This window comes from Enterobacter sp. V87_3, from assembly GCF_029967835.1.
Taxonomy (GTDB): Bacteria; Pseudomonadota; Gammaproteobacteria; order Enterobacterales; family Enterobacteriaceae; genus Enterobacter; species Enterobacter cancerogenus.
The window spans coordinates 40,976-67,958 of sequence record NZ_JASCAM010000034.1; the positions used below are offsets into that span (position 1 = coordinate 40,976).

A 26,983-nucleotide genomic window follows, 5' to 3' on the forward strand; every position below is an offset into this window, starting at 1 on the left:
TTTATGCCCCTCGTTTGATACTAAGCAATAACCCCTCCCTCTAAAGTAGTAATACTTCGGTAGATGATATTTAGCGTAACTCGCTGAAAACGAAGTACTTCGTTATAAATAAAAATATACAGCGGCTGGGGCCGCCTCTCTTTTCTTTGTGAGCAACCAAAGTGAGTTTTTATGAAAATCAAAGCGCCTGATGCATTAATGGCTGCCGAGGTCACTCGCCGTGGGTTAATGAAAACCACGGCAATAGGCGGCCTGGCCGTTGCCAGCAGCGCCTTCACGCTCCCTTTTTCTCGTCTGGCTTCGGCGGCGGATGCACTGTCTCCGTCTGCTGCCCAGGAAAAAGTGGTGTGGAGCGCTTGTACCGTGAACTGCGGAAGCCGCTGTCCACTGCGTATGCATGTGGTGGACGGTGAAATCAAATATGTCGAAACCGATAACACCGGGGATGACAACTACGAAGGGTTACACCAGGTCCGTGCCTGCCTGCGCGGGCGCTCTATGCGCCGTCGGGTCTATAACCCGGACCGTCTGAAGTATCCGATGAAGCGCGTAGGCAAGCGCGGGGAAGGGAAGTTCGAGCGCATCAGCTGGGACGAAGCCTACGACATCATCGCGACCACGATGCAGCGGTTGATTAAAGACTACGGCAATGAGTCCATCTACCTGAACTACGGTACGGGCACGCTGGGCGGCACCATGACCCGTTCATGGCCACCTGGAAAAACGCTTGTCGCCCGCCTGATGAACTGCTGTGGCGGTTATCTTAACCATTACGGCGACTACTCTTCAGCGCAGATCGCTGCGGGGCTTAACTACACCTACGGCGGCTGGGCCGACGGCAACAGCCCGTCCGATATCGAAAACAGCAAGCTGGTCGTACTGTTCGGTAATAACCCCGGCGAGACGCGCATGAGCGGCGGTGGGGTAACCTACTATCTTGAGCAGGCGCGCGCTAAATCAAACGCCCGAATGATCATCATCGATCCGCGCTACACCGATACCGGGGCAGGGCGAGAAGATGAATGGATCCCTATTCGTCCGGGCACCGATGCGGCACTGGTCAACGCCCTGGCGTGGGTGATGATCACCGAAAATCTGGTCGATCAGCCTTTCCTCGATAAATACTGCGTCGGCTACGATGAGAAAACCTTGCCTGCCAGCGCGCCGGCCAACGGTCACTATAAAGCCTATATTCTCGGCCAGGGCAGCGACGGCGTGGCGAAAACGCCGGAGTGGGCTTCCACTATCACTGGTATTCCGGCTGAGCGCATTGTTCAACTGGCGCGCGAAATCGGCTCGGCGAAACCGGCCTATATCAGCCAGGGCTGGGGGCCGCAGCGTCACGCCAACGGTGAAATCGCCACCCGCGCGATCTCTATGCTGTCGATTCTGACGGGCAACGTCGGTATTCACGGCGGTAACTCCGGCGCGCGTGAAGGCTCTTATGAAGTGCCGTTTGAACGTATGCCCATGCTGGACAACCCGGTGCAGACCAGCATCTCCATGTTTATGTGGACCGATGCCATTGAGCGTGGCCCGGAAATGACCGCCCTGCGCGACGGTGTGCGGGGCAAAGACAAGCTGGACGTGCCGATCAAGATGATCTGGAACTACGCCGGAAACTGTCTGATTAACCAGCACTCTGAGATCAACCGCACGCACGAGATCCTGCAGGACGACAAGAAGTGCGAAATGATTGTGGTGATCGACTGCCACATGACCTCGTCGGTGAAATATGCCGACATTCTGCTGCCGGACTGCACCGCCTCCGAGCAGATGGACTTCGCGCTGGACGCCTCATGCGGCAACATGTCCTACGTGATCTTCACCGACCAGGCCATCAAGCCGCGCTTCGAGTGCAAAACCATCTATGAGATGACTACCGGGCTGGCGAAACGTCTGGGCGTGGAGCAGCAGTTTACCGAAGGGCGTACTCAGGAAGGGTGGATGCGCCACCTGCATGAACTCTCCCGCCAGGCCATCCCGGACCTGCCTGACTTCGACACCTTCCGCAAGCAGGGGATGTACAAGCAGCGCGACCCGGAAGGGCACCATGTGGCTTACAAAGCCTTCCGTGAAGATCCGCAGGCGAATCCGCTGACCACGCCGTCGGGCAAAATTGAAATTTACTCTGAAGAACTGGCCAAAATTGCCTCCACCTGGGAGCTGCCGGACGGGGATGTTATCGATCCGCTGCCTGTCTATACGCCTGGATTCGAAAATTATAACGATCCGCTGACGGAGAAATTCCCGCTGCAGCTGACGGGCTTCCATTACAAAGCCCGCGTTCACTCCACCTATGGCAACGTTGACGTTCTGAAAGCCGCCTGCCGTCAGGAGATGTGGATCAACCCGATGGATGCTAAAGCGCGTGGCATCAGCAACGGCGACCGCGTGCGCATCTTCAATGGCCGCGGTGAGGTGCACATTGAGGCCAAAGTCACACCGCGCATGATGCCTGGCGTTGTCGCGCTGGGGGAAGGGGCCTGGTATAGCCCGGATGCAAACCGCATAGACCAGGCAGGCAGTATTAACGTACTGACCACGCAGCGCCCGTCGCCGCTGGCGAAAGGCAACCCGTCCCACACGAACCTTGTTCAGGTTGAAAAGGTGTAAGGAGTAACCGATGACAACCCAGTATGGATTTTTTATTGATTCGAGTCGGTGCACCGGGTGCAAAACCTGCGAGCTGGCCTGTAAAGACTACAAAAACCTCACCCCGGACGTCAGCTTCCGCCGTATCTACGAATACGCGGGCGGCGACTGGCAGGAGGATAACGGCGTCTGGCACCAGAACGTCTTCGCCTACTATCTGTCCATTGCCTGTAACCACTGCGAAGATCCGGCCTGTACCAAGGTCTGCCCGAGCGGTGCGATGCACAAGCGTGAGGACGGTTTTGTGGTGGTGGACGAAGATGTCTGTATCGGCTGCCGCTACTGCCACATGGCCTGCCCGTACGGCGCACCGCAGTACAACGCCGCCAAAGGGCACATGACCAAGTGCGACGGTTGCCATACCCGCGTGGCGGACGGCAAAAAGCCGATCTGCGTCGAGTCCTGCCCGCTGCGCGCGCTGGACTTTGGCCCGATTGAGGAGCTGCGTAAAAAGCACGGCCAGCTGGCGGCAGTTGCGCCGCTGCCATCCGCGCACTTCACCAGGCCGAGCATTGTGATTAAACCTAACGCCAACAGCCGCCCGACCGGGGATACCACCGGCTACCTGGCAAACCCGAAGGAGGTGTGAGATGGGAAGTGGATGGCATGAATGGCCGCTGATGATCTTCACGGTCTTTGGGCAGTGCGTGGCGGGCGGGTTTATCGTGCTCGCGCTGGCGATGTTAAAGGGCAATCTGAATGCCGAACAGCAGCAGCGTCTGGTACTCAGCATGTTTGGCCTGTGGGTGCTGATGGGGATTGGCTTCATCGCCTCTACGCTGCACCTGGGTTCGCCGATGCGCGCCTTTAACTCCCTGAACCGCGTGGGTGCCTCTTCGCTCAGTAACGAGATTGCCAGCGGGGCGATCTTCTTTGCCGTCGGCGGCCTTGGCTGGCTGCTCGCGGCGCTGAAAAAGCTCCCAGCAGGGCTGCGTAGCCTGTGGCTTATCGTGACGATGGTGCTCGGCGTTGTGTTCGTCTGGATGATGGTGCGGGTGTATAACACCATCGACACCGTGCCGACGTGGTACAGCGTGTGGACGCCGATGAGCTTCTTCCTGACGATGTTTATCGGCGGGCCGATCCTGGGCTTCCTGCTGCTACGTGTGGCGGGCGTCGATGGCTGGGCTATGCGCCTTCTGCCGGCGGTTTCGCTGCTGGCGCTGGTGGTCAGTGCGATGGTCGCCCTGATGCAGGGCGCTGAGCTGGCAACCATTCACAGCTCCATTCAGCAGGCGTCCGCGCTGGTGCCGAATTACGGCACGCTGATGGCCTGTCGTCTGGCGTTGCTGGTGGTTGCGTGCGTATGCTGGATTGCGCCTCAGCTGAAAGGCTATCAGCCTGCGCTGCCGTTGTTGTCGCTGGCCTTCGTGCTGGTGCTGGCAGGGGAACTCATTGGTCGTGGCGTCTTCTACGGTTTGCATATGACCGTGGGTATGGCTATCGCCAGTTAACCATACTCTTCGTTATAAAAAGCCGGGACAGCGTGCCTAATGCTGGTCACTTAAGGTGACCAGCATTTTTTCTCGCCGGATTTTTCTGGGCTTTTGCTCTTATTTCCCGGGGGTAACTTCGGTCTCTTCTTCCCGGTAATACCAGCCATTTTGCTTTTTCATACAACGTCCTTAACTCGCCCGGCATCTTACCCGGTGAAGCCCAGGGTAACGTTATCAGCAGCCTGGTGATTTCACTTACTGAGCCGCTAAAGCTCAGCTGATAAGGCAGATAATCGCCTTTCAGTTCGAACGCCATCCTTACCATCTGGTACCTCACCAGATTGTAAGTCAGCAGCACACCCCATAACTCCTGCCGCACCAGCTCCGGCAACCTGCTGCGTAACGTCCAGCGGCTGTCCAGCATCCCCTGTTTCGCTTCCCGGTAACCCAGTTCAATTTCCCACCGGTGGCGATATAACTCACTGATATCATTGCCCGGATAGCGATTCTGGTCTGTCAGGGATGTCAGGACCTGTCTTTCCCTGCCGTCAACCGTTCGGGTCAGCAACCTTGCCGTGAACCGTTCGGGGAGCGCAGGCCACTGTTTCTGGGCCTGCGGGCTGGTTTTCAGTTCCACAAGTTCGTCGCCACGTCCCAGTTTGCGCACGACTTCATATTGTGTGTTTTTTTTCAGCGGCAGAAGCCAGTGGCGTTTTTCTCCTGACGTCTGCCAGTGATGAAGCAGTCCCGGGGAGTAAAATCCCTTATCAAACAGTGTGATACTTGTATCCGGTGCTTTCTCTGCCAGCTGCGCTGCCAGCCGCATTTCGCTGACGTTTTCGCTGTCAAAGGCGCTGGCGTTAATCAGATGACTGCTGAGCTCCATCAGGCAGACCATCCGGACCTGCGGATAGCCACCGGGACCGTTGCTCCCGGCAGGTCTGCTGAAGGCTGCGCTGTTTTCCGGCGTGTCTGGTGTACGCCAGACGACACCATCCACGGCAAACAGGTTCAGGCCGTGCCATTTCGGATGGGCCGCCTGTTCATTCCAGTGCTGCTGCGTAATGCTGAACAGCTCCCGCACGGCATCTTCCCCGAGCGTTTTCCGGCGCTGAATGACTGAGCTGCGGGCGGTGAAGGGTTCACCGGTCCTGTCAGTGATATCCATCAGATTCACGATTTCGGTCATGGGACGATTGCAGAAGATGGACATGCCAACGACAAGCCAGATCATGGATTCAAGAGGCAGCTTGCGTTTACGGAGCGTGACAGTATCAGTCAGCGTTAACGCCTTCTGAATGAATTCAGCGGGAATGAGATCTGAGAGGCTGCGTGCGTGCTCAGGGGAGGTGACATTAATAATGCCAAGTGCCTGTGAAAGTTCCATTTAAAAAGGGTCCATGCAGAAACATGAACCCTTTTTACACCAGCCACCGGATCGGTCAACTGATCCTTAAATGATCGGCATTAGGACAGCGTGCCCGGCTTTTCATTTTTCAATCATGAAATTTTTCGACTGTCGTTTGGCTTCGATTTTAGCCATAAATAAATAAAAACAAATACATAATAAAAATTTATAACTCGCCCGGCATGGGCTGGATGAGTTTTTTAAATCGACGAGGAACATATTGTGCGAGCGGCCTGAAACGGTGGATTGACTTTGTTTTTGCCAGTGGCATGATGCGCACGAAATCTGAACTTCCTCACGGTTTTTAATCCATGACCACCTATACCCGGCCAGTGCTCCTGTTGCTCTGTGGCCTGCTTTTGTTGACCCTGGCGATCGCCGTGTTAAACACGCTCGTCCCGCTTTGGCTCGCCCATGAAAACTTACCGACCTGGCAGGTGGGTATGGTTAGCTCGTCCTTTTTTACAGGTAACCTGCTCGGTACGCTGCTTACCGGCAGCCTGATAAAGCGCGTGGGATTTAACCGCAGCTACTATCTGGCCTCGCTGATTTTCGCCGCCGGATGCGCCGGACTGGGCCTGATGGTCGGCTTCTGGAGCTGGATGGCCTGGCGCTTTATCGCGGGCGTCGGCTGCGCGATGATCTGGGTGGTGGTGGAAAGCGCCCTGATGTGCAGCGGCACCTCGCGCAACCGTGGACGCCTGCTGGCGGCCTACATGATGGTCTATTACATCGGTACCGTGCTGGGGCAACTGATGGTCAGCAAACTGCCGACCGATCTGGTGAGCGTCCTGCCGTGGGTGACGGGCATGGTCCTGGCTGCGATCCTGCCGCTGTTGTTCACCCGCATCGTGAACCAGCACAGTGAACATCAGGAAGCCACGCACGTCTGGCCGATGCTCAGATTGCGCCAGGCGCGTCTGGGCGTGAACGGCTGTATCATCTCCGGTATTGTGCTTGGCTCGCTCTATGGCCTGATGCCGCTTTATCTTAACCATCAGGGCGTCAGCGACTCCGGCATTGGATTCTGGATGGCGGTGATGGTCAGCGCAGGTATCGTCGGGCAATGGCCTGTTGGTCGCCTGGCCGATCGCTTTGGCCGTTTGCTGGTTCTGCGCGTGCAGGTCTTCGTGGTTATCATGGGATGCCTGGCGATGCTCAGCAACGCCGCGATGGCGCCCGCACTGTTTATCCTGGGCGCAGCGGGCTTTACTCTCTATCCGGTGGCGATGGCCTGGGCCTGTGAAAAGGTCGAGCATCACCAGCTGGTGGCGATGAACCAGGCGCTGCTGCTGAGCTACACCATCGGCAGTTTATTAGGGCCAACCTTTACCGCCATGCTGATGCAAAATTATTCTGACAACCTGTTGTTTATTATGATCGCCAGCGTGTCGTTTATTTACCTGCTCATGCTTTTGCGAAAAGTGGGAGAGCACCCGACGCCGGTTGCGCATGCCTGATGAAATAAAAGCCTGTCGATGACGGGCTTTTTTGTCTCCATCACATATCAGAGTTTTACGCATTGTGTGTTTATTGCGCCAGGCGATAATTCAGGTGAGTTCTATCACTAAAAGGCAGCCATCATGTCTACTCGTCGTCTTACCACTACTGCCCTGGCCGTAGTGTTGTCTTTAACCTTTGCCAGTGCGCCGGTTATGGCCAACCCCGGAAACGGGAATGGAAATGGTCACGGTAATGGGCAAGGCAATAGCGGCAACCATGGGAACGGTAATTCCGGCAACCATGGCAATAAGCACAATAACGATAACCAAAAACCGGGGAAATCGAATAAGAGCGTGAGTGATGATGTCGACGCCCGCGTGAGCTTCGATCATGCCCGTCATCTGGCGTTGAACTACGGTTTGACGGGTTATGATTCACTGCCGCCGGGCATTGCAAAGAACCTCGCACGCGGTAAACCGCTGCCTCCGGGCATTGCGAAAAAAACGGTACCCGCCTCTATGCTCGGCCAGCTTCCGTCTTATCCCGGATATGAATGGCGGGTGGTGGGGGACGACCTGGTCTTAATTGCGCTCAGCACGGCCATCGTCACGACCATTATTAACGGCGTATTTAAATAGAATACAAAAAGGCCCGGTTTAACCGGGCCTTTTATTAATACATCACCTTGTGACCGTACTGCTCAAGAATACCTTTGACGCGCTCCATGGTCTCTTTCTTCGGCGGCTTAACGCCATCGAGCTTATACTCTTCGCCCATCGCCACCCACTTATGTTTACCCAGCTCGTGATAGGGCAGCAGCTCAATTTTCTCGACGTTGCCCATGTCGCGGGTAAATTCGCCCAGACGATGCGCGGAGTCGTCGTCATCTGACCAGCCCGGCACCACCACATAGCGGATCCAGGTTTTAATGCCTTTGCCCGAGATGTATTTCGCAAACTCCAGCGTACGGTGGTTGGAGACGCCCACCAGGTTCTGGTGGATCTCGTCGTTCATCTGTTTGAGATCGAGCATCACAAGATCGGTCACTTCAAGCAGTTCATCAATGACCGGATCGTAACGGCGCACAAAGCCATTGGTATCGAGGCAGGTGTGAATGCCTTCTTTGCGGCAGGCGCGGAACCAGTCACGCACGAACTCTGCCTGCAGGATCGCCTCGCCGCCGGATGCGGTCACGCCGCCGCCGGACGCGTTCATAAAGTGGCGGTAGGTCACGACCTCTTTCATTAAATCTTCTACGGTGACTTCTTTTCCGCCGTGGGTATCCCACGTATCGCGGTTGTGGCAGTACAGGCAGCGCATCAGGCAGCCCTGGAAGAAGGTAATAAAGCGGATCCCTGGGCCATCGACGGTGCCACAGGATTCAAAGGAGTGAATGCGACCAATAGTTGACATTGCGGTGATATCTCCGAATTTGGCCCATCCGGGGGCCTATGTAGTTGCACAGCTCAAAGGCTATGTCGAGTCTGTTTTGGCTGTTATCCATTAAGTATAGATAGCGGACAAAAGAGACTGATGAAGCGAGGGTGTTAAAAAGGCCCCACTTGCGTGGAGCCTTTATTGTACGCCTTTTAACGCGTGATTTCAGTCAAATCCAGTTACATGGACTGAGTGAAAGTACGGGTGATAACGTCCTGCTGCTGTTCTTTAGTCAGGGAGTTAAAACGTACTGCGTAGCCAGATACGCGGATGGTCAGCTGAGGATATTTCTCAGGGTGTTCCATTGCGTCGAGCAGCATTTCACGGTTCATCACGTTCACGTTCAGGTGCTGACCGCCTTCGATGGACGCTTCGTGGTGGAAGTAACCATCCATCAGACCTGCGAGGTTGGTTTTACGCACTTCGTCGTCTTTACCCAGCGCGTTTGGCACGATGGAGAAGGTATAAGAGATACCATCTTTCGCATAAGCAAACGGCAGTTTAGCAACGGAGGTCAGAGAGGCAACAGCACCTTTCTGGTCACGACCGTGCATTGGGTTAGCACCTGGGCCGAATGGCGCGCCAGCACGACGACCGTCTGGGGTGTTACCGGTTTTCTTACCATACACAACGTTAGAGGTGATGGTCAGAACAGACTGAGTCGGGATAGCGTTACGGTAAGTAGTCAGTTTCTGAATTTTCTTCATGAAACGTTCTACCAGGTCAACCGCCATGTCATCAACGCGAGAGTCGTTGTTACCAAACTGCGGATATTCGCCTTCGATTTCGAAGTCGACAGCCAGACCGTCTTCGTCACGAATTGGTTTAACTTTCGCATATTTGATTGCAGACAGGGAGTCAGCTGCAACAGACAGACCTGCGATACCACATGCCATGGTGCGAACAACGTCACGGTCGTGCAGTGCCATCAGAGAGGCTTCGTAGCTGTACTTGTCGTGCATGTAGTGGATAACGTTCAGGGCAGTCACGTACTGCTTAGCCAGCCAGTCCATGAAGTGATCCATGCGTTCCATCACTTCGTCGAAGTTCAGCACGTCGCCTTTGATTGGCACAGACTTAGGACCAACCTGCATTTTCAGTTTTTCATCAACGCCGCCGTTGATTGCGTACAGCATGGTTTTCGCCAGGTTTGCACGCGCACCGAAGAACTGCATTTGCTTACCAACAACCATTGGGCTTACGCAGCAAGCGATAGCGTAGTCGTCGTTGTTGAAGTCCGGACGCATCAGGTCATCGTTCTCGTACTGCAGAGAAGAGGTGTCGATGGACACTTTAGCGGCGAATTTCTTGAAGTTCAGAGGCAGTTTTTCAGACCACAGAACGGTGATGTTCGGCTCCGGAGAAGGACCCATGGTGTACAGGGTGTTCAGGAAGCGGAAGCTGTTTTTGGTTACCAGGGTACGGCCATCAACGCCCATACCGCCGATAGATTCGGTTGCCCAGATTGGGTCACCAGAGAACAGCTCATCATATTCTGGGGTACGCAGGAAGCGAACCATACGCAGTTTCATGACCAGGTGGTCAATCATTTCCTGAGCGTCTTGCTCGGTGATTTTGCCAGCTTTGATGTCGCGTTCGATGTATGCATCCAGGAAGGTGGATACACGGCCGAAGGACATGGCTGCACCGTTCTGAGACTTAACTGCGGCCAGGTAGCCGAAGTAGGTCCACTGGATAGCTTCCTGAGCGTTAGTCGCAGGACCAGAGATATCGCAGCCGTATTTCGCTGCCATTTCTTTGATCTGACCCAGTGCACGATGCTGTTCAGCAATCTCTTCGCGCAGACGGATAGTCGCTTCCAGGTTTACGCCGTTTTCCAGATCAGACTGCAGGGAAACAAACTGCGCGTATTTGTCTTTCATCAGGAAGTCGATACCGTACAGCGCAACGCGACGGTAGTCACCGATGATACGGCCACGGCCATACGCATCTGGCAGACCGGTCAGAACGCCAGACTTACGGCAGTTCAGAATGTCTTTGGTGTAAACATCGAATACGCCCTGGTTGTGGGTTTTGCGGTATTCGGTGAAGATTTTTTTCAGCATTGGGTCCAGCTCGCGGTTATACGCTTTGCAGGAACCTTCAACCATTTTGATACCACCGAACGGGATAATCGCACGTTTCAGTGGCGCTTCAGTTTGCAGACCAACGATTTTCTCAAGGGCTTTGTTGATGTAGCCAGCATCGTGAGAAGTGATGGTGGAAGCAACGGAGGTGTCAAAATCAACTGGCGCATGAGTGCGGTTTTCCAGTTTAACGCCTTCCATTACGCTGTCCCACAGCTTGGTGGTCGCGTCAGTTGCGCCAGCCAGGAAGGATTCGTCACCTTCATACGGGGTATAGTTTTTCTGAATGAAGTCACGGACGTTTACTTCATTCTGCCAGTCACCTTTAGTAAAACCTTCCCAGGCTGTGGCTAACTTTTCATTAAGCTCGGACATGTAACACCTACCTTCTTAAGTGGATTTTTTATTTACTGCCTGAGGAAACCATTAATGATGGTCGCCGCCACGCAGGTAAATGACCCAGTATGTCAACCCAACTAATAAACCCCCACCGATAATGTTCCCTATAGTGACTGGGATCAGGTTATCAGTAATGAAATTCATAATAGTCAGGTGAGAGAAACTATCCGGGGTTGAACCAACTGCAGTCCAAAACTCCGGGCTCGCAAAGTTGCGGATTACGATACCCATCGGGATCATAAACATGTTCGCGATACTGTGCTCAAAGCCGCTGGCAACAAACATCGCAACCGGCAGAACCATAATCATGGCTTTGTCCATCAGGCTACGACCCGAGTAGCTCATCCATACAGCCAGGCAGACCATCAGGTTAGCCAGGATGCCGAGAGCAACGGCTTCGATAAATGTGTGATGCATTTTGTGGTCGGCGGTTTGCAGGACGTTCAAGCCCCAGCCGCCGTTGGCGGTCATGTACTCGCCAGAGAGCCACATCAACAGAACAAAGAGCAGACAGCCAATCAGGTTGCCAACGTATACGTTAAGCCAGTTGATTGCCAGTTGACCCCAGGTAATTCGTCCGCTGGCTTTCGCCACAACAATTAGCACCGTCGAGGTGAAGAGGTCGGCGCCGCAGATGACGCAGAGGATAAGACCCAGTGAGAAGCAGATACCGCCAATCAGTTTGGCTATGCCGAAAGGCATGGCAGCAGTACCGGTAGTGGCAGTGATGTAGAAGACGAAGGCGATTGAGATGAACACACCGGCCGTGATCGCCAGATAGAACGTCTTCATCGGGTGCTTCGTTGCTTTATAGACGCCCGCTTCCTCGGCAACTTTTGCCATCGCAGCAGGGAGTAAAAGATCAAAAGGGTTGTCAGCTTTCACACTAACTCTCTCTTTATTAAGTCGGCGACGAGATACTAACAAAGCATTATAGAAGAGAAATTGATATAGATCATATCTCGCCTGGCTTATAGGCCCGCTATGTGTACGGTTTTACAACAAAAGCGGAGTAAGTATTTGATTATCCGTATAAAAATAAATTTTAAAAGTTACAAAAAGAGTTGAGTTTTTTTGGTTCACCTCCTCTGAAACAGTTAATTAAAATGGAGTATTTGCCATAATAAGTAACAGTAATACCCAGGTAAGTATTCATATATTTACCCGTATTTAACTTAATTATTACATTCAAACATCATTGCTTATAAAATAAAAAACGGGGCAATGAAATTGCCCCGTAATATAGCCCAGACGACAGAATACGCCTACTGCTAATAATGTTATATGCGCTTATTTTGACCAGTACGCCGCTTTGGCTTTCTGCAGCTTCTCATAGGCTTTCAACAGCGACTGATGCGCAGGGAAGGCGTGAAGATCGCTGTCGACAGCCTGCAAACCGTAGAATGGCTCTTCACCGCTCAGCGCCGCGCTGGCCGCTTCAACCGCCTCTGCGCCGTACATACGCACGAAGGCATTAAGATATTGCAGCGGCTCGCGGTCTTCTTCCTGAGAGAGCAGCAGCAGCGTCTGCAGGCAACGGTAGTAATTGGTGCGCTCGGCAGAGAATACGGACTGGTTGAATTCCATGGTCCACTCCGTCCACGCAAGAGCCTGATCCAGATCGCCGCCCGCCAGCGCCAGCATTGCCTTCAGCTCGCCAATGCGCAGGGTATACCAGCCGTTGTCTTTTCCGGTTGCCAGACCCAGCAGTTCACGCACGCGGGTAAAGTCATCGTGACCTTCTTCGTCCAGTTGGGCGATCAGGTTCAGATAATCTTCTTTCTCCCACTCGCTGCCCGGCAGGGACAGCAGCGTTTCACGCAGGTGTGCGCCCATGCTGTTATTTGCCAGCCACAGATCTTCTGCCGGATAGATGTCGGACATGCCCGGAACAATAATGCGGCACGCGTAAACGCTCAGGTGTTCGTAATCCGCGATGTAAACGTCCTGGTCTTCCGCTTTAAAGATGGCCATCAGGGTGGCGAACTCTTCTTCCGTGGTGCCGGCAAAGCTCCAGTCCACGAACGGATAGTCTGCGTCCTGCTTAAACATATCCCAGGAGATAAGACCGCTGGAGTCGATGAAGTGCGTTTCGAGGTTAGTGTGCTCGGCCACTTCTTCGTCATCAAAGGTAGGCGGCGTGAACACGTCCAGATCTTTCAGGCTACGGCCCTGCAGCAGCTCGGTTACCGTACGCTCCAGCGCCACGCCGAAGTCCGGGTGAGCACCGAAGGAGGCGAAGCAGGTTCCGTTTGCCGGGTTAAACAGCACCACGCAGATAACCGGATACTTTCCGCCCAGCGAGCCATCGTAGGCAAAGATAGGGAAACCTTCCGCTTCGAGTTTGGCGATGGATTCCACCACGCCCGGATAACGCGCCAGCACATCGGCCGGGATTTCAGGCAGGCTGATAGATTCGGCAATAATGCGGTTTTTAATATGGCGTTCAAACACTTCAGACAGACCCTGAACGCGCGCTTCGTTGCGGGTGTTCCCGGCGGACATCCCGTTGGATACGTACAGGTTGCCGATGATGTTCATCGGAATATAGACGGTCTGTTCATCCGACTGGCGGGTGAACGGCAGGGCGCAGATCCCACGCTCTTCATTACCTGACTGCAGATCGATCAGCATGCTGGCGGTCAGTTCGTTTTCCGGATCGTAAAACGCACGCAGGCGCGCATCCAGAATGCCTTCCGGCAGTGCGTCGTCTTCGGTCAGCGGGAACCATTTTTCGTTCGGATAGTGTACGAACGGGCCATTGGCAATGGTTTCGCCCAGCCAGAAATCGGCGAAAAAGTAGTTGGTCGACAGACGTTCAAAATACTCACCCAGCGCAGAGGCCAGTGCCGCTTTTTTGGTCGCACCTTTACCGTTGGTAAAGCACAGCGCACAGTCTTTGTCGCGAATATGGACGGACCAGACGTGAGGCACCGGGTTCAGCCAGGAGGCTTCTTCGATATTAAAGCCCAGGTCGGTCAGTTTCTGCTGGAAGCGAGCGATGGAATCTTCCAGAGCGGCGTCTTTGCCGGGGATAAACGTTTGAGTCATGGCGTTCACTTTTATCGTACGTAAAGCGCGCAATGATACGGGTTTTGCGTGACGGGTGCTATCTTCGGCGAAAATAAAAGGCTGGACTATGCTTAGAGTCAGTAACCTACTGTTAAGGCATAGAAAAATGAAAGCATTTGATCTCCAGCGGATGGCGTTTGATAAAGTTCCTCCCGAGTTTTTAGGCGAAGTGGCGCTGCGCAGCCTCTATACCTTCGTGTTGGTCTTTCTGTTTCTCAAAATCACTGGCCGTCGCGGCGTCCGCCAGATGTCGCTCTTTGAGGTGCTGATCATCCTGACGCTTGGCTCGGCGGCGGGGGACGTGGCCTTTTATGACGATGTCCCCATGGTGCCGGTGTTTATCGTCTTCCTCTCGCTTGCCCTGCTGTACCGGCTGGTGATGTGGCTGATGTCGAAAAGCGAAAAGCTGGAAGATCTGTTTGAAGGCAAGCCGGTGGTCATCGTGGAAGAAGGGCAACTGGCGTGGGAAAAAGTGCAACGCGCCAACATGACGGAATTTGAATTCTTCATGGAGCTGCGTCTGAACAGCGTCGAGCAGCTTGGCCAGGTCCGGCTGGCTATTATGGAAACCAACGGGCAAATCAGCGTTTACTATTATTCTGACGATGAGGTTAAGCCCGGTCTGTGTATCTTGCCTGATAATTTAATTGAGCGATTTACCACCGTGCCCGACGCCGGAGAATATGCCTGCATAAAATGCAGCCATGTCATTACGATGCAGGCAGGTTCTCATCAATTATGTCCGCGCTGTGCCAATCCAGAATGGACCAGGGTTAGCAGGGCTAAACGTATCACCTGACAGCCATTTTGTCGGTTTCTTATGACCAGGGTGGCAGATTGTTTTGTGTGACGGCGGACACATTTTAACGCTCGTCAGTTTTAGACATTGCGGCGCGTGTCACTGAATGATAAAACCGATATCCACAGTTATAACTTATGGCTTTTAGCGTGGTGAGGGGAAATGACTCAAGTCTTTAATTTCAGTTCAGGTCCGGCAATGTTACCGGCGGATGTACTCAAGCAGGCTCAGCAGGAGCTGTGTGACTGGAACGGTCTGGGTACGTCGGTGATGGAGATCAGCCACCGTGGTAAAGAATTTATTCAGGTGGCGGAAGAGGCAGAAAAGGATTTTCGCGATCTGCTGAACATCCCCTCGAACTACAAAGTATTGTTCTGCCACGGCGGGGGACGCGGTCAGTTTGCTGGCGTTCCGCTCAATATTCTGGGCGACAAAACGACCGCTGACTACGTTGATGCGGGATACTGGGCAGCCAGCGCGGTGAAAGAGGCGCATAAATACTGCACCCCAAACGTCATCGACGCCAAAGTGACCGTTGACGGCCTGCGTGCCGTGAAGCCAATGAGCGAATGGCAACTCTCCCGCGATGCGGCTTACCTTCACTACTGCCCGAATGAAACTATTGACGGCATCGCCATTCACGAAGAGCCAGATTTCGGCGAAAACGTGGTCGTGGCGGCGGATTTCTCCTCCACCATTCTCTCCTCACCGCTGGATATCAGCCGCTACGGCGTGATTTACGCCGGTGCGCAGAAGAATATCGGTCCTGCTGGCCTGACGCTGGTTATCGTGCGGGAAGACCTGCTCGGAAAAGCGCATAAAGCCTGCCCGTCGATTCTGGACTACACCGTCCTGAACGATAACGATTCGATGTTCAACACCCCGCCAACCTTTGCCTGGTACCTCTCTGGCCTGGTCTTCAAATGGCTGAAACAGAACGGCGGCGTGGCGCAGATGGACAAAATCAACCAGCAGAAAGCCGAACTGCTGTATGGCGTCATTGATAAGAGCGACTTCTACCGCAACGACGTCGCAAAAGCCAACCGCTCCCGCATGAACGTGCCGTTCCAGCTGGCGGACAACGGCCTGGATAAGCTTTTCCTGGAAGAGTCCTTTGCTGCAGGCCTGCACGCGCTGAAAGGCCACCGTGTTGTTGGCGGCATGCGTGCCTCCATTTATAACGCCATGCCGCTGGAAGGCGTTCAGGCGCTGACCGACTTCATGATTGACTTCGAACGTCGTCACGGTTAATTGCACCGTTTTTCACCCCCGTAGCCTGGCTGCGGGGTTTTTATTCAGTTGAGTTGAGAGTTAAGTTTCATGGAATCCCTGACGTTACAACCTATCGCGCGGGTAGATGGCACCATCAATCTGCCTGGTTCAAAAAGTGTCTCGAACCGCGCTCTGCTGCTGGCAGCTCTGGCAAACGGCACCACTGTCCTCACGAATCTGCTGGACAGCGATGACGTGCGCCATATGCTCAATGCGCTGAAAGCGTTGGGAGTTCACTACACGCTCTCCGAAGACCGTACCCGCTGTGACGTCACCGGCAACGGCGGCGCGTTACGCTCGTCTGAGGCGCTGGAACTGTTTCTCGGCAACGCCGGGACGGCAATGCGCCCGCTGGCGGCGGCGCTGTGTCTCGGCAGTGGCGACGTTGTGCTGACCGGCGAGCCGCGCATGAAAGAGCGTCCGATTGGTCATCTGGTGGATGCCCTGCGTCAGGGCGGCGCGCAGATTGACTATCTGGAGCAGGAAAATTATCCGCCGCTGCGTCTGCGCGGAGGTTTCACCGGCGGTCATGTTGAGGTTGACGGCAGCGTGTCAAGCCAGTTCCTGACGGCACTGCTGATGACCGCGCCGCTGGCACCGCAGGACACGACGATTGTCATCAAAGGTGACCTGGTCTCTAAGCCCTACATCGATATCACGCTGCACCTGATGAAGACCTTCGGTGTTGAGGTCGACAACCAGTCGTATCAGCGTTTCGTGGTGCGCGGTGCGCAGCAGTATCAGTCGCCGGGCCACTATCTCGTTGAAGGGGATGCCTCGTCAGCCTCCTATTTCCTGGCGGCGGGCGCGATTAAAGGCGGCACCGTAAAAGTCACCGGTATTGGCCGCAACAGCGTGCAGGGCGATATTCGTTTTGCTGACGTGCTGGAGAAAATGGGCGCGGTTGTGACCTGGGGAGAGGATTTTATCGCCTGCACCCACGGTGAACTGAACGCCATTGATATGGACATGAACCACATTCCGGATGCGGCGATGACCATTGCGACGGCGGCACTGTTTGCCAAAGGCACCACGACGTTACGTAACATCTACAACTGGCGCGTGAAAGAGACCGACCGCCTGTTCGCGATGGCGACCGAGCTGCGTAAAGTGGGCGCAACGGTTGAAGAGGGGGAAGATTACATTCGCGTCACACCGCCGGCAACGCTGCAATTCGCCGAGATTGGGACTTACAACGATCACCGCATGGCGATGTGCTTCTCGCTGGTGGCGCTGTCCGATACGCCGGTCACCATCCTCGATCCGAAATGCACGGCAAAAACCTTCCCGGACTATTTCGAACAGCTGGCCCGCATTAGTACGCTGGCCTGATAACCTTCTGCCGCATCTCCCGATGCGGCATTTCCTTACGCTTTCTGACACGCATTCCCGTCCATTTCTTCTACACTCTGCTTCATTAATTCCGTAATTTGCACGCAAAGTTAACAGTTGCGTACATTGGCGCGTATAATGCGCGGCGTTTATGTAAACGGTATGCCTTTATTAAGGAGAAAACGATGACGGCAGTTGCCCCGGTAATCACCATTGATGGGCCAAGTGGCGCAGGGAAAGGGACCTTGTGCAAAGCGATGGCAGAAGCCTTGCAATGGCATCTTTTAGATTCGGGAGCAATCTATCGCGTGCTGGCTCTGGCTGCACTGCATCACCATGTGGATGTTGCCTCAGAAGAGGCCCTGGTTCCCCTGGCCGCGCATCTGGATGTCCGTTTTGTCTCAACCAACGGCAACCTTGAAGTGATCCTTGAAGGGGAAGACGTCAGCGGTGAAATCCGTACCCAGGACGTCGCGAATGCGGCCTCTCAGGTCGCCGCGTTCCCACGCGTACGCGAAGCACTGCTGCGTCGCCAGCGAGGTTTCCGTGAAACCCCTGGGCTGATTGCTGACGGACGTGACATGGGAACGGTGGTTTTCCCTGATGCACCAGTGAAGATTTTCCTTGATGCCTCTTCGGAAGAACGTGCTCAACGCCGCATGCTTCAGTTGCAGGAAAAGGGGTTTAGTGTTAACTTTGAACGCCTTTTATCCGAGATAAAAGAGCGCGATGACCGCGATCGTAACCGCGCCGTCGCCCCACTTGTTCCCGCAGAAGATGCATTAGTTCTGGATTCCACCAGTTTAACTATTGAGCAAGTGATTGAAAAAGCGCTACAATATGCGCGCCAGAAATTGGCACTCGCGTAATCGCGACAGAATTTGTAGTACCCCCGCTGCAATGGATTGTGAGCGGGTATGTGAAACAACCCCATCCGGCATGAAGCCAGGTGGACGTTAAATCTAACTCTGAAGATTAAACATGACTGAATCTTTTGCTCAACTATTTGAAGAATCTTTAAAAACAATCGAAACCCGTCCGGGTTCCATCGTTCGTGGCGTTGTTGTCTCTATCGACAAAGACGTAGTTCTGGTTGATGCGGGTCTGAAATCTGAATCTGCAATTCCTGCAGAGCAGTTCAAAAACGCAGCCGGCGAGCTGGAAATTCAGGTCGGTGACGAAGTTGACGTTGCGCTGGACGCAGTAGAAGACGGCTTCGGCGAAACCCTGCTGTCCCGTGAAAAAGCTAAGCGTCACGAAGCTTGGATCACGCTGGAAAAAGCTTACGAAGAAGCTGAAACTGTGGTTGGTGTTATCAACGGCAAAGTTAAAGGTGGCTTCACTGTTGAGCTGAACGGTATTCGTGCGTTCCTGCCAGGTTCACTGGTAGACGTTCGTCCAGTCCGTGACACCCTGCACCTGGAAGGCAAAGAGCTTGAGTTCAAAGTAATCAAGCTGGACCAGAAGCGTAACAACGTTGTTGTATCCCGTCGTGCCGTTATCGAATCCGAAAACAGCGCAGAACGCGATCAGCTGCTGGAAAACCTGCAGGAAGGCATGGAAGTCAAAGGTATCGTTAAGAACCTCACTGACTACGGCGCATTCGTTGACCTGGGCGGCGTTGATGGCCTGCTGCACATCACCGACATGGCGTGGAAACGCGTTAAGCACCCAAGCGAAATCGTGAACGTGGGCGACGAAATCACTGTTAAAGTGCTGAAGTTCGACCGCGAGCGTACTCGTGTATCCCTCGGCCTGAAACAGCTGGGCGAAGATCCATGGGTAGCTATCGCTAAGCGTTACCCAGAAGGTACTAAACTGACTGGTCGCGTTACCAACCTGACTGACTACGGCTGCTTCGTTGAAATCGAAGAAGGCGTTGAAGGTCTGGTGCACGTTTCCGAAATGGACTGGACCAACAAAAACATCCACCCATCCAAAGTTGTTAACGTTGGTGATGTAGTGGAAGTGATGGTTCTGGATATCGACGAAGAACGTCGTCGTATCTCCCTGGGCCTGAAACAGTGCAAAAACAACCCATGGCAGCAGTTCGCGGAAACCCACAACAAGGGCGACCGTGTTGAAGGTAAAATCAAGTCTATCACTGACTTCGGTATCTTCATCGGCCTGGACGGCGGCATCGATGGCCTGGTTCACCTGTCTGACATCTCCTGGAACGTTGCAGGCGAAGAAGCAGTACGTGAATTCAAGAAAGGCGACGAAATCGCTGCAGTTGTTCTGCAGGTTGACGCAGAACGTGAGCGTATCTCCCTGGGCGTTAAACAGCTCGCAGAAGATCCGTTCAACAACTGGGTTGCACTGAACAAGAAAGGCGCAATCGTAAACGGTAAAGTGACTGCAGTTGACGCTAAAGGCGCAACCGTAGAACTGGCTGACGGCGTTGAAGGTTACCTGCGCGCTTCCGAAGCTTCACGTGACCGCGTTGAAGATGCAACTCTGGTTCTGAGCGTTGGTGATGACGTTGAAGCTAAGTTCACCGGTGTTGACCGTAAGAACCGTGCAATCAGCCTGTCTGTTCGTGCGAAAGACGAAGCTGATGAGAAAGATGCAATCGCAACTGTTAACAAACAGGAAGATGCAAACTTCTCTAACAACGCAATGGCTGAAGCTTTCAAAGCAGCTAAAGGCGAGTAATATCAGGTTCTCTCCTTCTCTTGACCTGTAAAGCATTTACAGCGCAAAGGATGTGAGGCGGACTTGACAGATTGCAGGATTCATCCTGTAATCAATAACAAAGGGCGGCTACGGCCGCCCTTGTTTAATGAGCTGTTAAGCTAATTGGTTTGAAAGGAACCGGAGGAATCATGACCAAGTCAGAATTGATTGAAAGACTTGCCAGTCAGCAACCGCATATCCCTGCCAAGGCAGTGGAAGATGCCGTAAAAGAGATGCTGGAGCATATGGCCACCACTCTTGCCCAGGGCGAGCGCATTGAAATCCGCGGTTTCGGTAGTTTCTCTCTGCACTATCGTGCACCACGTACCGGGCGTAACCCGAAGACGGGCGATAAAGTTGAGCTGGAAGGTAAGTACGTTCCGCACTTTAAGCCGGGTAAAGAGCTGCGCGATCGCGCCAATATTTACGGTAACTGAGTTTAGCCATCGGGTTAAACTGGGTTTAAAAGAAAGCACCTGCGGGTGCTTTTTTTGTTTTTCTCGTCTTAGATCCTGAAGGCGCCTCGCAACGCTTTCTGTCCTTCCTGCAATCGCGTGAAAAAGTTTACAGCGAGGGCTGTAACGTGCATTTTTTCTGTCTGACCACGCCCTGAACTGCCCGCATACTTCCTAAAACAGGGAGGGACATGTGGGAATATCCGTCATCAGCGTCTGCGCCATTCTGGCCATTATTCCGTTGTATTGGTTACCCGTACTGCCAGGGCTTCATAGCGTCTGGGTGCTGATTGCGGCCGGGGCAGCACTTGGCGTTCAGAAAAAAAATGCACTGAAACTAACGGGGGCAGGTTTACTCTTTTTTTGCTGGGGCATCCTCGCCGCGCAAGAAAGCGTCTGGCCTATGGCACATTTAACCACGGGGCCACAGCAGGCCGAGGTGATGATCACTGCCACCGATGGGGCAACGATGCATCAGGGAAAGATCGTTACCCTGAACGGAAAACGCTGGTGGGCCTCAACGGGTATCACGCTTTATGGAAACTATCTGCCGCAGCCTGTGTGCGTTGGACAGCGCTGGGCCATGACGCTTCGTCTGCGGGCGGTGCATGGTGAGCTGAACGATGGCGGGTATGACACGCAGCAAAACGCCATTGCCCGCCATCAAACGCTGAGCGGGCGGTTTACTCAGGCCACAATCGTCGACGCGCATTGCAGTTTACGCGCAACCTATCTCACATCACTGCAAAACAGGCTCACATCCTATGTATGGGGGCCGGTAATGTTGGGGTTGGGTATGGGAGAGCGGCTTAACGTCACGCGCGAAATAAAGGACCTGATGCGTGAGACAGGGACGCTGCATCTGATGGCGATATCAGGATTGCACATTGCGCTGGCGGCATCCCTCTTCTGGTTGCTCGCCCGGGGACTTCAGTTTTTATTACCGGTGCATCTGATCCACTGGCAGGGACCGGTGCTGGCGGGGCTGCTCTTCGCTGTGTTTTATTCGTGGCTTACCGGCATGCAGCCGCCCGCATTGCGAACGGCTGTTTCGCTTGCCGTGCTCGCCGCGCTGCGAATGAGTGGCCGCCAGTGGTCCTCCTGGCAGGTCTGGCTGAGCTGTGTCGCGATGATTTTGATCCTCGACCCGCTGGCCGTGCTGTCACAAAGCTTTGCGCTGTCGGCTTTTGCCGTAGCCGCGTTAATTTTCTGGTTCCTGTGGCTGCCGTTGCCAGACTGGCGCTGGAGCCGTCGGTTACGCCCAATCGTGAATCTGGTTCATCTGCAGGCGGGAATGCTGGTGCTGCTTCTGCCGCTGCAGGTATTAATATTTCACGGCGTGAGTCTCTCCTCGCTGGTGGCAAACCTTTTTGCCGTGCCGCTGGTGACGTTTGTTTCGGTCCCGTTGATTCTGCTCGGCATGGCACTGCATTTACTTCCGCTGACCTCGCTGGAATCCATAATCTGGTTTACCGCAGATAAATCTCTCGGTGTGCTCTTCTGGCTGTTAATGCGCTTGCCGGTTGGCTGGCAGGGGGTCGATCAGCGCTGGCAATATCTCACCTTATTCCCCTGGTTTGCCCTGATAGGGTGGCGTTTCCGTGCATGGCGTGTTGTTCCTGCGGTGTGTCTGGCCACAAGCGTGATGCTGGCGTTTCCACTCTGGCGCACGGATAAAAACGCGGGCTGGACCCTGCATATGTTGGATGTCGGACAGGGGCTGGCGATGGTGGTGGAACGCCACGGCAAAGCGATCCTGTACGATACAGGTCTCGCCTGGCCCGGGGGAGACAGCGCCCAGCAGCTCATCATTCCCTGGCTACGCTGGCATAACCTGAAACCAGAAGGGATCGTCCTCAGCCACGAGCACCTCGATCACGCTGGAGGGTTAGCATCTTTGCAGAAAACGTGGCCACAGCTGTGGGTCAGAAGCCCGTTGGGGTGGGCCGGACATCTTCCGTGCTTTCGTGGGCAGCGGTGGCAGTGGCAGGGGTTAATCTTTACCGTGCACTGGCCTCCGGCGGGCTTTGTGGGGAAGGGCAATAATCGCTCCTGCGTTGTTAAAATTGATGATGGTGAGCAAAGCGTGCTTCTGACAGGGGATATTGAGGCAGCGTCTGAACAGGCGATGCTGAGCCATCGCTGGCGCGATCTTACGTCTACACTGATTCAGGTACCTCACCATGGCAGTAATACATCGTCATTTGCCCCCATGGTGCAGCGTGTTGAAGGCAAAATAGCGTTAGCGTCCGCGGCGCGTTATAACGCCTGGCATTTTCCTTCAGCGAAAGTGGTCAGGCGCTACAGGAAAGAGGGATATGCCTGGTTTGACACGCCGCATTCCGGGCAAATTTCGGTAACATTTTCGCTACATGGCACGCAAATCCGACGATTACGGGATGGCTGTTTACCTCGTTGGTATCATCAGTGGTTTGGCGTGCGCGTAGATAACGGGTAGAATATGCGGCTATTTCAACAAATGCTGGTTTTTTGAATGCATAACGACAAAGATCTCTCCACGTGGCAAACGTTCCGCCGACTCTGGCCGATGATTGCACCTTTTAAATCAGGCTTGATCGTGGCGGGCGTAGCGTTAATCCTCAACGCAGCCAGCGATACCTTTATGCTATCGCTTCTTAAACCGTTACTGGATGACGGTTTTGGTAAAACAGATCGATCGGTGCTGCTATGGATGCCGCTGGTGGTTATTGGCCTGATGATCCTGCGCGGTATTACCAGCTACGTCTCCAGCTACTGCATCTCCTGGGTATCGGGAAAAGTGGTAATGACCATGCGTCGTCGACTGTTCAGCCACATGATGGGCATGCCGGTCGCATTCTTTGACAAGCAGTCTACCGGCACATTGTTGTCGCGTATCACCTATGATTCAGAGCAGGTTGCCTCTTCCTCGTCCAGCGCGTTGATCACCGTGGTGCGTGAAGGTGCTTCGATCATCGGCCTGTTTATCATGATGTTCTACTACAGCTGGCAGCTGTCGATCATTCTTATCGTCTTAGCGCCGATTGTTTCGTTCGCTATCCGCCTTGTTTCTAAGCGTTTCCGCAATATCAGTAAAAACATGCAGAATACGATGGGGCAGGTGACTACCAGCGCAGAGCAGATGCTCAAAGGTCATAAAGAAGTGTTGATCTTTGGTGGCCAGGAAGTCGAAACCAAACGTTTTGATAAGGTCAGCAATAAAATGCGTCTGCAGGGGATGAAGATGGTGTCGGCCTCTTCCATTTCCGATCCGATTATTCAGCTGATTGCTTCTCTGGCGCTGGCCTTTGTTCTGTATGCGGCGAGCTTCCCGAGCGTGATGGATACCCTGACGGCAGGTACGATTACCGTTGTCTTCTCGTCTATGATTGCGCTGATGCGTCCGCTGAAATCGCTAACTAACGTCAACGCGCAGTTCCAGCGCGGGATGGCGGCGTGCCAGACCTTGTTCAGCATCCTTGATTCTGAGCAGGAAAAAGACGAAGGTACGCGCGAAATTGTCCGCGCCAAAGGAGACCTTGAGTTCCGCAACGTCACTTTCACCTATCCTGGCCGCGAAACGCCTGCGCTGCGTGATATCAGCCTTAACCTCCCGGCGGGTAAAACCGTTGCGCTGGTTGGGCGTTCTGGCTCCGGTAAATCAACGATTGCCAGTCTGATCACCCGCTTCTACGACATCGACAAAGGTGAAATCCTGCTGGACGGTCACGATCTGCGGGAATATACCCTGCAGTCGCTGCGTAACCAGGTTGCGCTGGTTTCCCAGAACGTACACCTGTTTAACGACACGGTTGCCAACAACATTGCGTATGCGCGCACGGAAGAGTACAGCCGCGAGCAGATCGAAAACGCCGCTCGCATGGCCTATGCCATGGACTTTATCAACAAGATGGATAACGGCCTGGATACGATCATCGGCGAGAACGGCGTTCTGCTCTCTGGTGGTCAGCGCCAGCGTATTGCCATTGCGCGTGCCCTGCTGCGCGACAGCCCAATCCTGATCCTTGATGAAGCCACCTCTGCGCTGGATACCGAGTCTGAGCGTGCCATCCAGTCCGCGCTGGATGAGTTGCAAAAGAACCGTACGTCGCTGGTCATTGCGCACCGTCTGTCGACCATTGAAAAGGCTGACGAAATTATTGTCGTTGAAGATGGCGTTCTCGTTGAACGCGGCAGCCATGCGGATCTGCTGGCTCACCGCGGCGTGTATGCCCAGCTTCATAAGATGCAGTTTGGTCAATGATTGCACGCATCTGGTCAGGTGAATCTCCTCTCTGGCGACTGCTGCTGCCGCTCTCCTGGCTGTATGGCCTGGTGAGCGGTGCTATTCGCTTGCTGTACCGGCTTGGGCTGAAACGTGCATGGCGAGCGCCGGTGCCGGTTGTTGTTGTGGGGAATTTAACCGCAGGCGGAAACGGTAAAACGCCGGTGGTGATCTGGCTGGTGGAGCAATTGCAAAAACGCGGTATCCGCGCCGGGGTTGTGTCGCGGGGGTATGGCGGAAATGCGGTGCAGTATCCGTTGCTGCTGACCCCAGACACCACTACCGCCGAAGCGGGTGATGAGCCGGTGCTGATTTTTCAGCGAACCCACGCGCCGGTAGCAGTCTCGCCGGTGCGCAGCGAGGCCGTGCGGGCCCTGCTGGCAGAACACTCGGTTCAGATTGTCATCACTGACGATGGCCTGCAGCATTATGCCCTCGCGCGTGACAAAGAGATTGTTGTCATTGACGGTGTTCGCCGTTTCGGGAACGGCTGGTGGTTACCGGCCGGGCCAATGCGTGAGCGAGCCTCTCGTCTTAAAAGCGTTGATGCGGTTATCGCCAACGGCGGTGAAGCCAGAGCGGGGGAGATCCCGATGCACCTTCATCCGGGGCTGGCGGTAAATCTGCTTACCGGTGAAAGGAAAGCGGTCTCCCAACTGACGTCACTGGTGGCGATGGCGGGCATTGGCCATCCTCCGCGTTTCTTCGCGACGCTTGAACAGTGCGGCGCAAAACTTGAAAAGCGTGTTCCGCTGGCCGACCATCAGGCGCTGGTATCGGAGCAGGTTAACGCCCTGGCGTCGCCTGAGCAGACGCTGATCATGACCGAAAAAGACGCGGTGAAATGCCGTGCCTTCGCGAAAGAAAACTGGTGGTATCTGCCGGTTGACGCTGAACTTAGCGGCGAGCAACCGGAGCAACTGCTTAAAGAACTGATTGCGTTAGTGCATTAACAGCAACTGCGGTTCTGGTGGCGCTTTTACGGACAGGAAAACGCATGTCTTTACCGCAACTCTCGCTTTCAGCCGCACGTCATCTTCACCTTGCCGCGCAGGGGCTTTTAAAAAAGCCGCGTCGCCGCGCTCAGCCCACCGATATTCTCTCTACCGTGCAGCGCATGTCCTTACTGCAAATCGACACCATCAATATCGTGGCGCGCAGCCCTTATCTGGTGCTGTTTAGCCGTCTGGGGAACTATCAGCCTCAGTGGCTCGACAACGCCCTCAGGCAGGGCGAGCTGATGGAATATTGGGCGCACGAGGCCTGTTTCCTTCCGCGCAGCGACTTCGCGCTGGTCCGCCATCGGATGCTCTCCCCGGATAAGATGGGCTGGAAATACCGCCAGGCGTGGATGCTGGAGCACGCCGCTGAAATTGAGCAGCTGATCGCGCATATTCAGGAGAAGGGTCCGGTACGGTCCGCTGATTTTGAACATCCCCGTAAAGGGGCCAGCGGCTGGTGGGAATGGAAGCCGCACAAACGACATCTGGAAGGGCTATTTACTTCCGGCAAAGTCATGGTGATTGAGCGGCGTAACTTTCAGCGTGTATATGACCTGACGCACCGCGTGATGCCGCACTGGGACGACCAGCGCGATCTCCTCACTCAGGAGGCGGCTGAAGCCGTCATGCTTGAGAACAGCGCCCGCAGCCTGGGGATTTTCCGCCCGCAATGGCTGGCGGATTACTATCGTCTTCGCCAGCCAGCGCTGAAACCGCTGCTGGAGAGGTGGCAGCAGGAGCAGCGCGTCGTCCCCGTTTCGGTGGACACGCTGGGCGAAATGTGGCTGCATGCGGATCTCCTCCCGCTGCTGCCCCAGGCGCTTGATGGCAAACTGCAGGCAACCCACAGCGCGGTACTCTCGCCATTCGATCCGGTAGTCTGGGACAGAAAACGGGCTGAGCAGCTCTTTAATTTCAGCTACCGGCTGGAGTGCTATACCCCGGCACCGAAACGCCAGTTCGGTTACTTCGTGTTACCGTTACTGCACAAAGGGCAGCTTGTCGGGCGGATGGATGCCAAAATGCACCGCAAAACCGGCACGCTTGAAATCATTGCGCTTTACCTTGAGGACGGCGTGAAAGTCACGGCGACCTTAGAAAAAGGATTAACGTCCGCGATTAGCGAGTTTGCGCGCTGGCAGGACGCCCACCGCGTGACGCTGGGGCGTCTGCCCGACGGGCTGTTTAACGCCTGTCGACATGGCTGGGAAACAGGCACTCCCTGAAAAAGGAATGTGTTAAGATTT

20 protein-coding genes are annotated in these 26,983 nt (G+C 54.4%); 15 read left to right on the plus strand and 5 right to left on the minus strand.

The annotated features are described in order from the left end of the window. Positions 1–171: 171 nt before the first annotated feature. The 3 genes from dmsA to QLG21_RS21275 are packed head-to-tail and all read left to right on the plus strand — an operon-like array spanning position 172 to position 4,109. Entirely contained in the window at positions 172–2,616 is a 2,445-nt protein-coding gene (gene dmsA / locus QLG21_RS21265) for a dimethylsulfoxide reductase subunit A (RefSeq protein WP_282485169.1), read from the plus strand. Between the two features lie 10 nt (positions 2,617–2,626). Then, positions 2,627–3,244, plus strand: a complete 618-nt coding sequence (locus QLG21_RS21270; protein WP_282484330.1) for a DMSO/selenate family reductase complex B subunit — start codon at positions 2,627–2,629, stop codon at positions 3,242–3,244. 1 nt (position 3,245) lies between these two features. Continuing rightward, positions 3,246–4,109: a dimethyl sulfoxide reductase anchor subunit family protein gene (locus QLG21_RS21275; RefSeq protein WP_282485170.1), complete on the plus strand. Its 864-nt coding sequence runs from the start codon at positions 3,246–3,248 to the stop codon at positions 4,107–4,109. Positions 4,110–4,155: 46 nt separating this feature from the next. Here QLG21_RS21275 and QLG21_RS21280 read toward each other — a convergent pair whose 3' ends face one another. Beyond that, complete coding sequence (locus tag QLG21_RS21280) at positions 4,156–5,478, minus strand: IS4 family transposase (RefSeq protein ID WP_282485171.1); 1,323 nt, start codon at positions 5,476–5,478, stop codon at positions 4,156–4,158. Between the two features lie 332 nt (positions 5,479–5,810). Between QLG21_RS21280 and QLG21_RS21285 the strand changes: the two genes are divergently transcribed. Both QLG21_RS21285 and QLG21_RS21290 read left to right on the plus strand, forming a co-directional pair. After that, positions 5,811–6,959: an MFS transporter gene (locus tag QLG21_RS21285; protein WP_006174438.1), complete on the plus strand. Its 1,149-nt coding sequence runs from the start codon at positions 5,811–5,813 to the stop codon at positions 6,957–6,959. A 123-nt stretch (positions 6,960–7,082) separates the two neighbouring features. After that, on the plus strand, positions 7,083–7,580 hold the full coding sequence (locus tag QLG21_RS21290) for an anti-virulence regulator CigR family protein (protein WP_042319443.1): 498 nt from the start codon (positions 7,083–7,085) through the stop codon (positions 7,578–7,580). A 34-nt stretch (positions 7,581–7,614) separates the two neighbouring features. Here QLG21_RS21290 and pflA read toward each other — a convergent pair whose 3' ends face one another. The 4 genes from pflA to ycaO all read right to left on the minus strand — a co-directional run bounded on the left by pflA (position 7,615) and on the right by ycaO (position 13,916). Beyond that, a complete protein-coding gene (pflA, locus tag QLG21_RS21295; protein ID WP_006174441.1) occupies positions 7,615–8,355 on the minus strand; it encodes a pyruvate formate lyase 1-activating protein in 741 nt (246 codons plus the stop codon). Positions 8,356–8,558: 203 nt separating this feature from the next. Then, entirely contained in the window at positions 8,559–10,841 is a 2,283-nt protein-coding gene (gene pflB / locus QLG21_RS21300) for a formate C-acetyltransferase (protein WP_282485172.1), read from the minus strand. Positions 10,842–10,892: 51 nt separating this feature from the next. Beyond that, positions 10,893–11,750, minus strand: coding sequence for a formate transporter FocA (gene focA / locus QLG21_RS21305; protein ID WP_042319447.1), 858 nt, complete (start codon positions 11,748–11,750; stop codon positions 10,893–10,895). Positions 11,751–12,155: 405 nt separating this feature from the next. Then, positions 12,156–13,916 (minus strand): 30S ribosomal protein S12 methylthiotransferase accessory factor YcaO, encoded by a 1,761-nt coding sequence (ycaO, locus tag QLG21_RS21310; RefSeq protein WP_282485173.1) that lies wholly within the window; start codon positions 13,914–13,916, stop codon positions 12,156–12,158. Between the two features lie 127 nt (positions 13,917–14,043). Between ycaO and QLG21_RS21315 the strand changes: the two genes are divergently transcribed. The 10 genes from QLG21_RS21315 (at position 14,044) to QLG21_RS21360 (ending at position 26,962) form a co-directional block, all read left to right on the plus strand. Then, positions 14,044–14,736, plus strand: coding sequence for a DUF421 domain-containing protein (locus tag QLG21_RS21315; protein ID WP_006174448.1), 693 nt, complete (start codon positions 14,044–14,046; stop codon positions 14,734–14,736). Between the two features lie 162 nt (positions 14,737–14,898). Next, the gene (serC, locus tag QLG21_RS21320; RefSeq protein ID WP_042319449.1) at positions 14,899–15,987 is read left to right on the plus strand and encodes a 3-phosphoserine/phosphohydroxythreonine transaminase; all 1,089 of its coding nucleotides are present in this window, start codon (positions 14,899–14,901) and stop codon (positions 15,985–15,987) included. Between the two features lie 69 nt (positions 15,988–16,056). Then, positions 16,057–17,340, plus strand: coding sequence for a 3-phosphoshikimate 1-carboxyvinyltransferase (gene aroA, locus QLG21_RS21325; protein ID WP_058609233.1), 1,284 nt, complete (start codon positions 16,057–16,059; stop codon positions 17,338–17,340). Between the two features lie 185 nt (positions 17,341–17,525). After that, positions 17,526–18,209, plus strand: coding sequence for a (d)CMP kinase (gene cmk, locus QLG21_RS21330; RefSeq protein ID WP_282485174.1), 684 nt, complete (start codon positions 17,526–17,528; stop codon positions 18,207–18,209). Positions 18,210–18,321: 112 nt separating this feature from the next. Continuing rightward, a complete protein-coding gene (rpsA, locus tag QLG21_RS21335; RefSeq protein ID WP_137848944.1) occupies positions 18,322–19,995 on the plus strand; it encodes a 30S ribosomal protein S1 in 1,674 nt (557 codons plus the stop codon). A 170-nt stretch (positions 19,996–20,165) separates the two neighbouring features. Next, positions 20,166–20,453 (plus strand): integration host factor subunit beta, encoded by a 288-nt coding sequence (ihfB, locus tag QLG21_RS21340; protein WP_003858233.1) that lies wholly within the window; start codon positions 20,166–20,168, stop codon positions 20,451–20,453. Between the two features lie 211 nt (positions 20,454–20,664). Continuing rightward, a complete protein-coding gene (locus QLG21_RS21345; protein WP_282485175.1) occupies positions 20,665–22,929 on the plus strand; it encodes a ComEC family protein in 2,265 nt (754 codons plus the stop codon). 36 nt (positions 22,930–22,965) lie between these two features. Further along, the gene (msbA, locus tag QLG21_RS21350) at positions 22,966–24,714 is read left to right on the plus strand and encodes a lipid A ABC transporter ATP-binding protein/permease MsbA (RefSeq protein ID WP_282485176.1); all 1,749 of its coding nucleotides are present in this window, start codon (positions 22,966–22,968) and stop codon (positions 24,712–24,714) included. After that, a complete protein-coding gene (lpxK, locus tag QLG21_RS21355; protein WP_282485177.1) occupies positions 24,711–25,688 on the plus strand; it encodes a tetraacyldisaccharide 4'-kinase in 978 nt (325 codons plus the stop codon). The genes msbA and lpxK overlap by 4 nt, the downstream gene beginning before the upstream one ends. Positions 25,689–25,732: 44 nt before the next feature. Further along, positions 25,733–26,962 (plus strand): winged helix-turn-helix domain-containing protein, encoded by a 1,230-nt coding sequence (locus QLG21_RS21360; protein ID WP_282485178.1) that lies wholly within the window; start codon positions 25,733–25,735, stop codon positions 26,960–26,962. Positions 26,963–26,983: the final 21 nt, after the last annotated feature.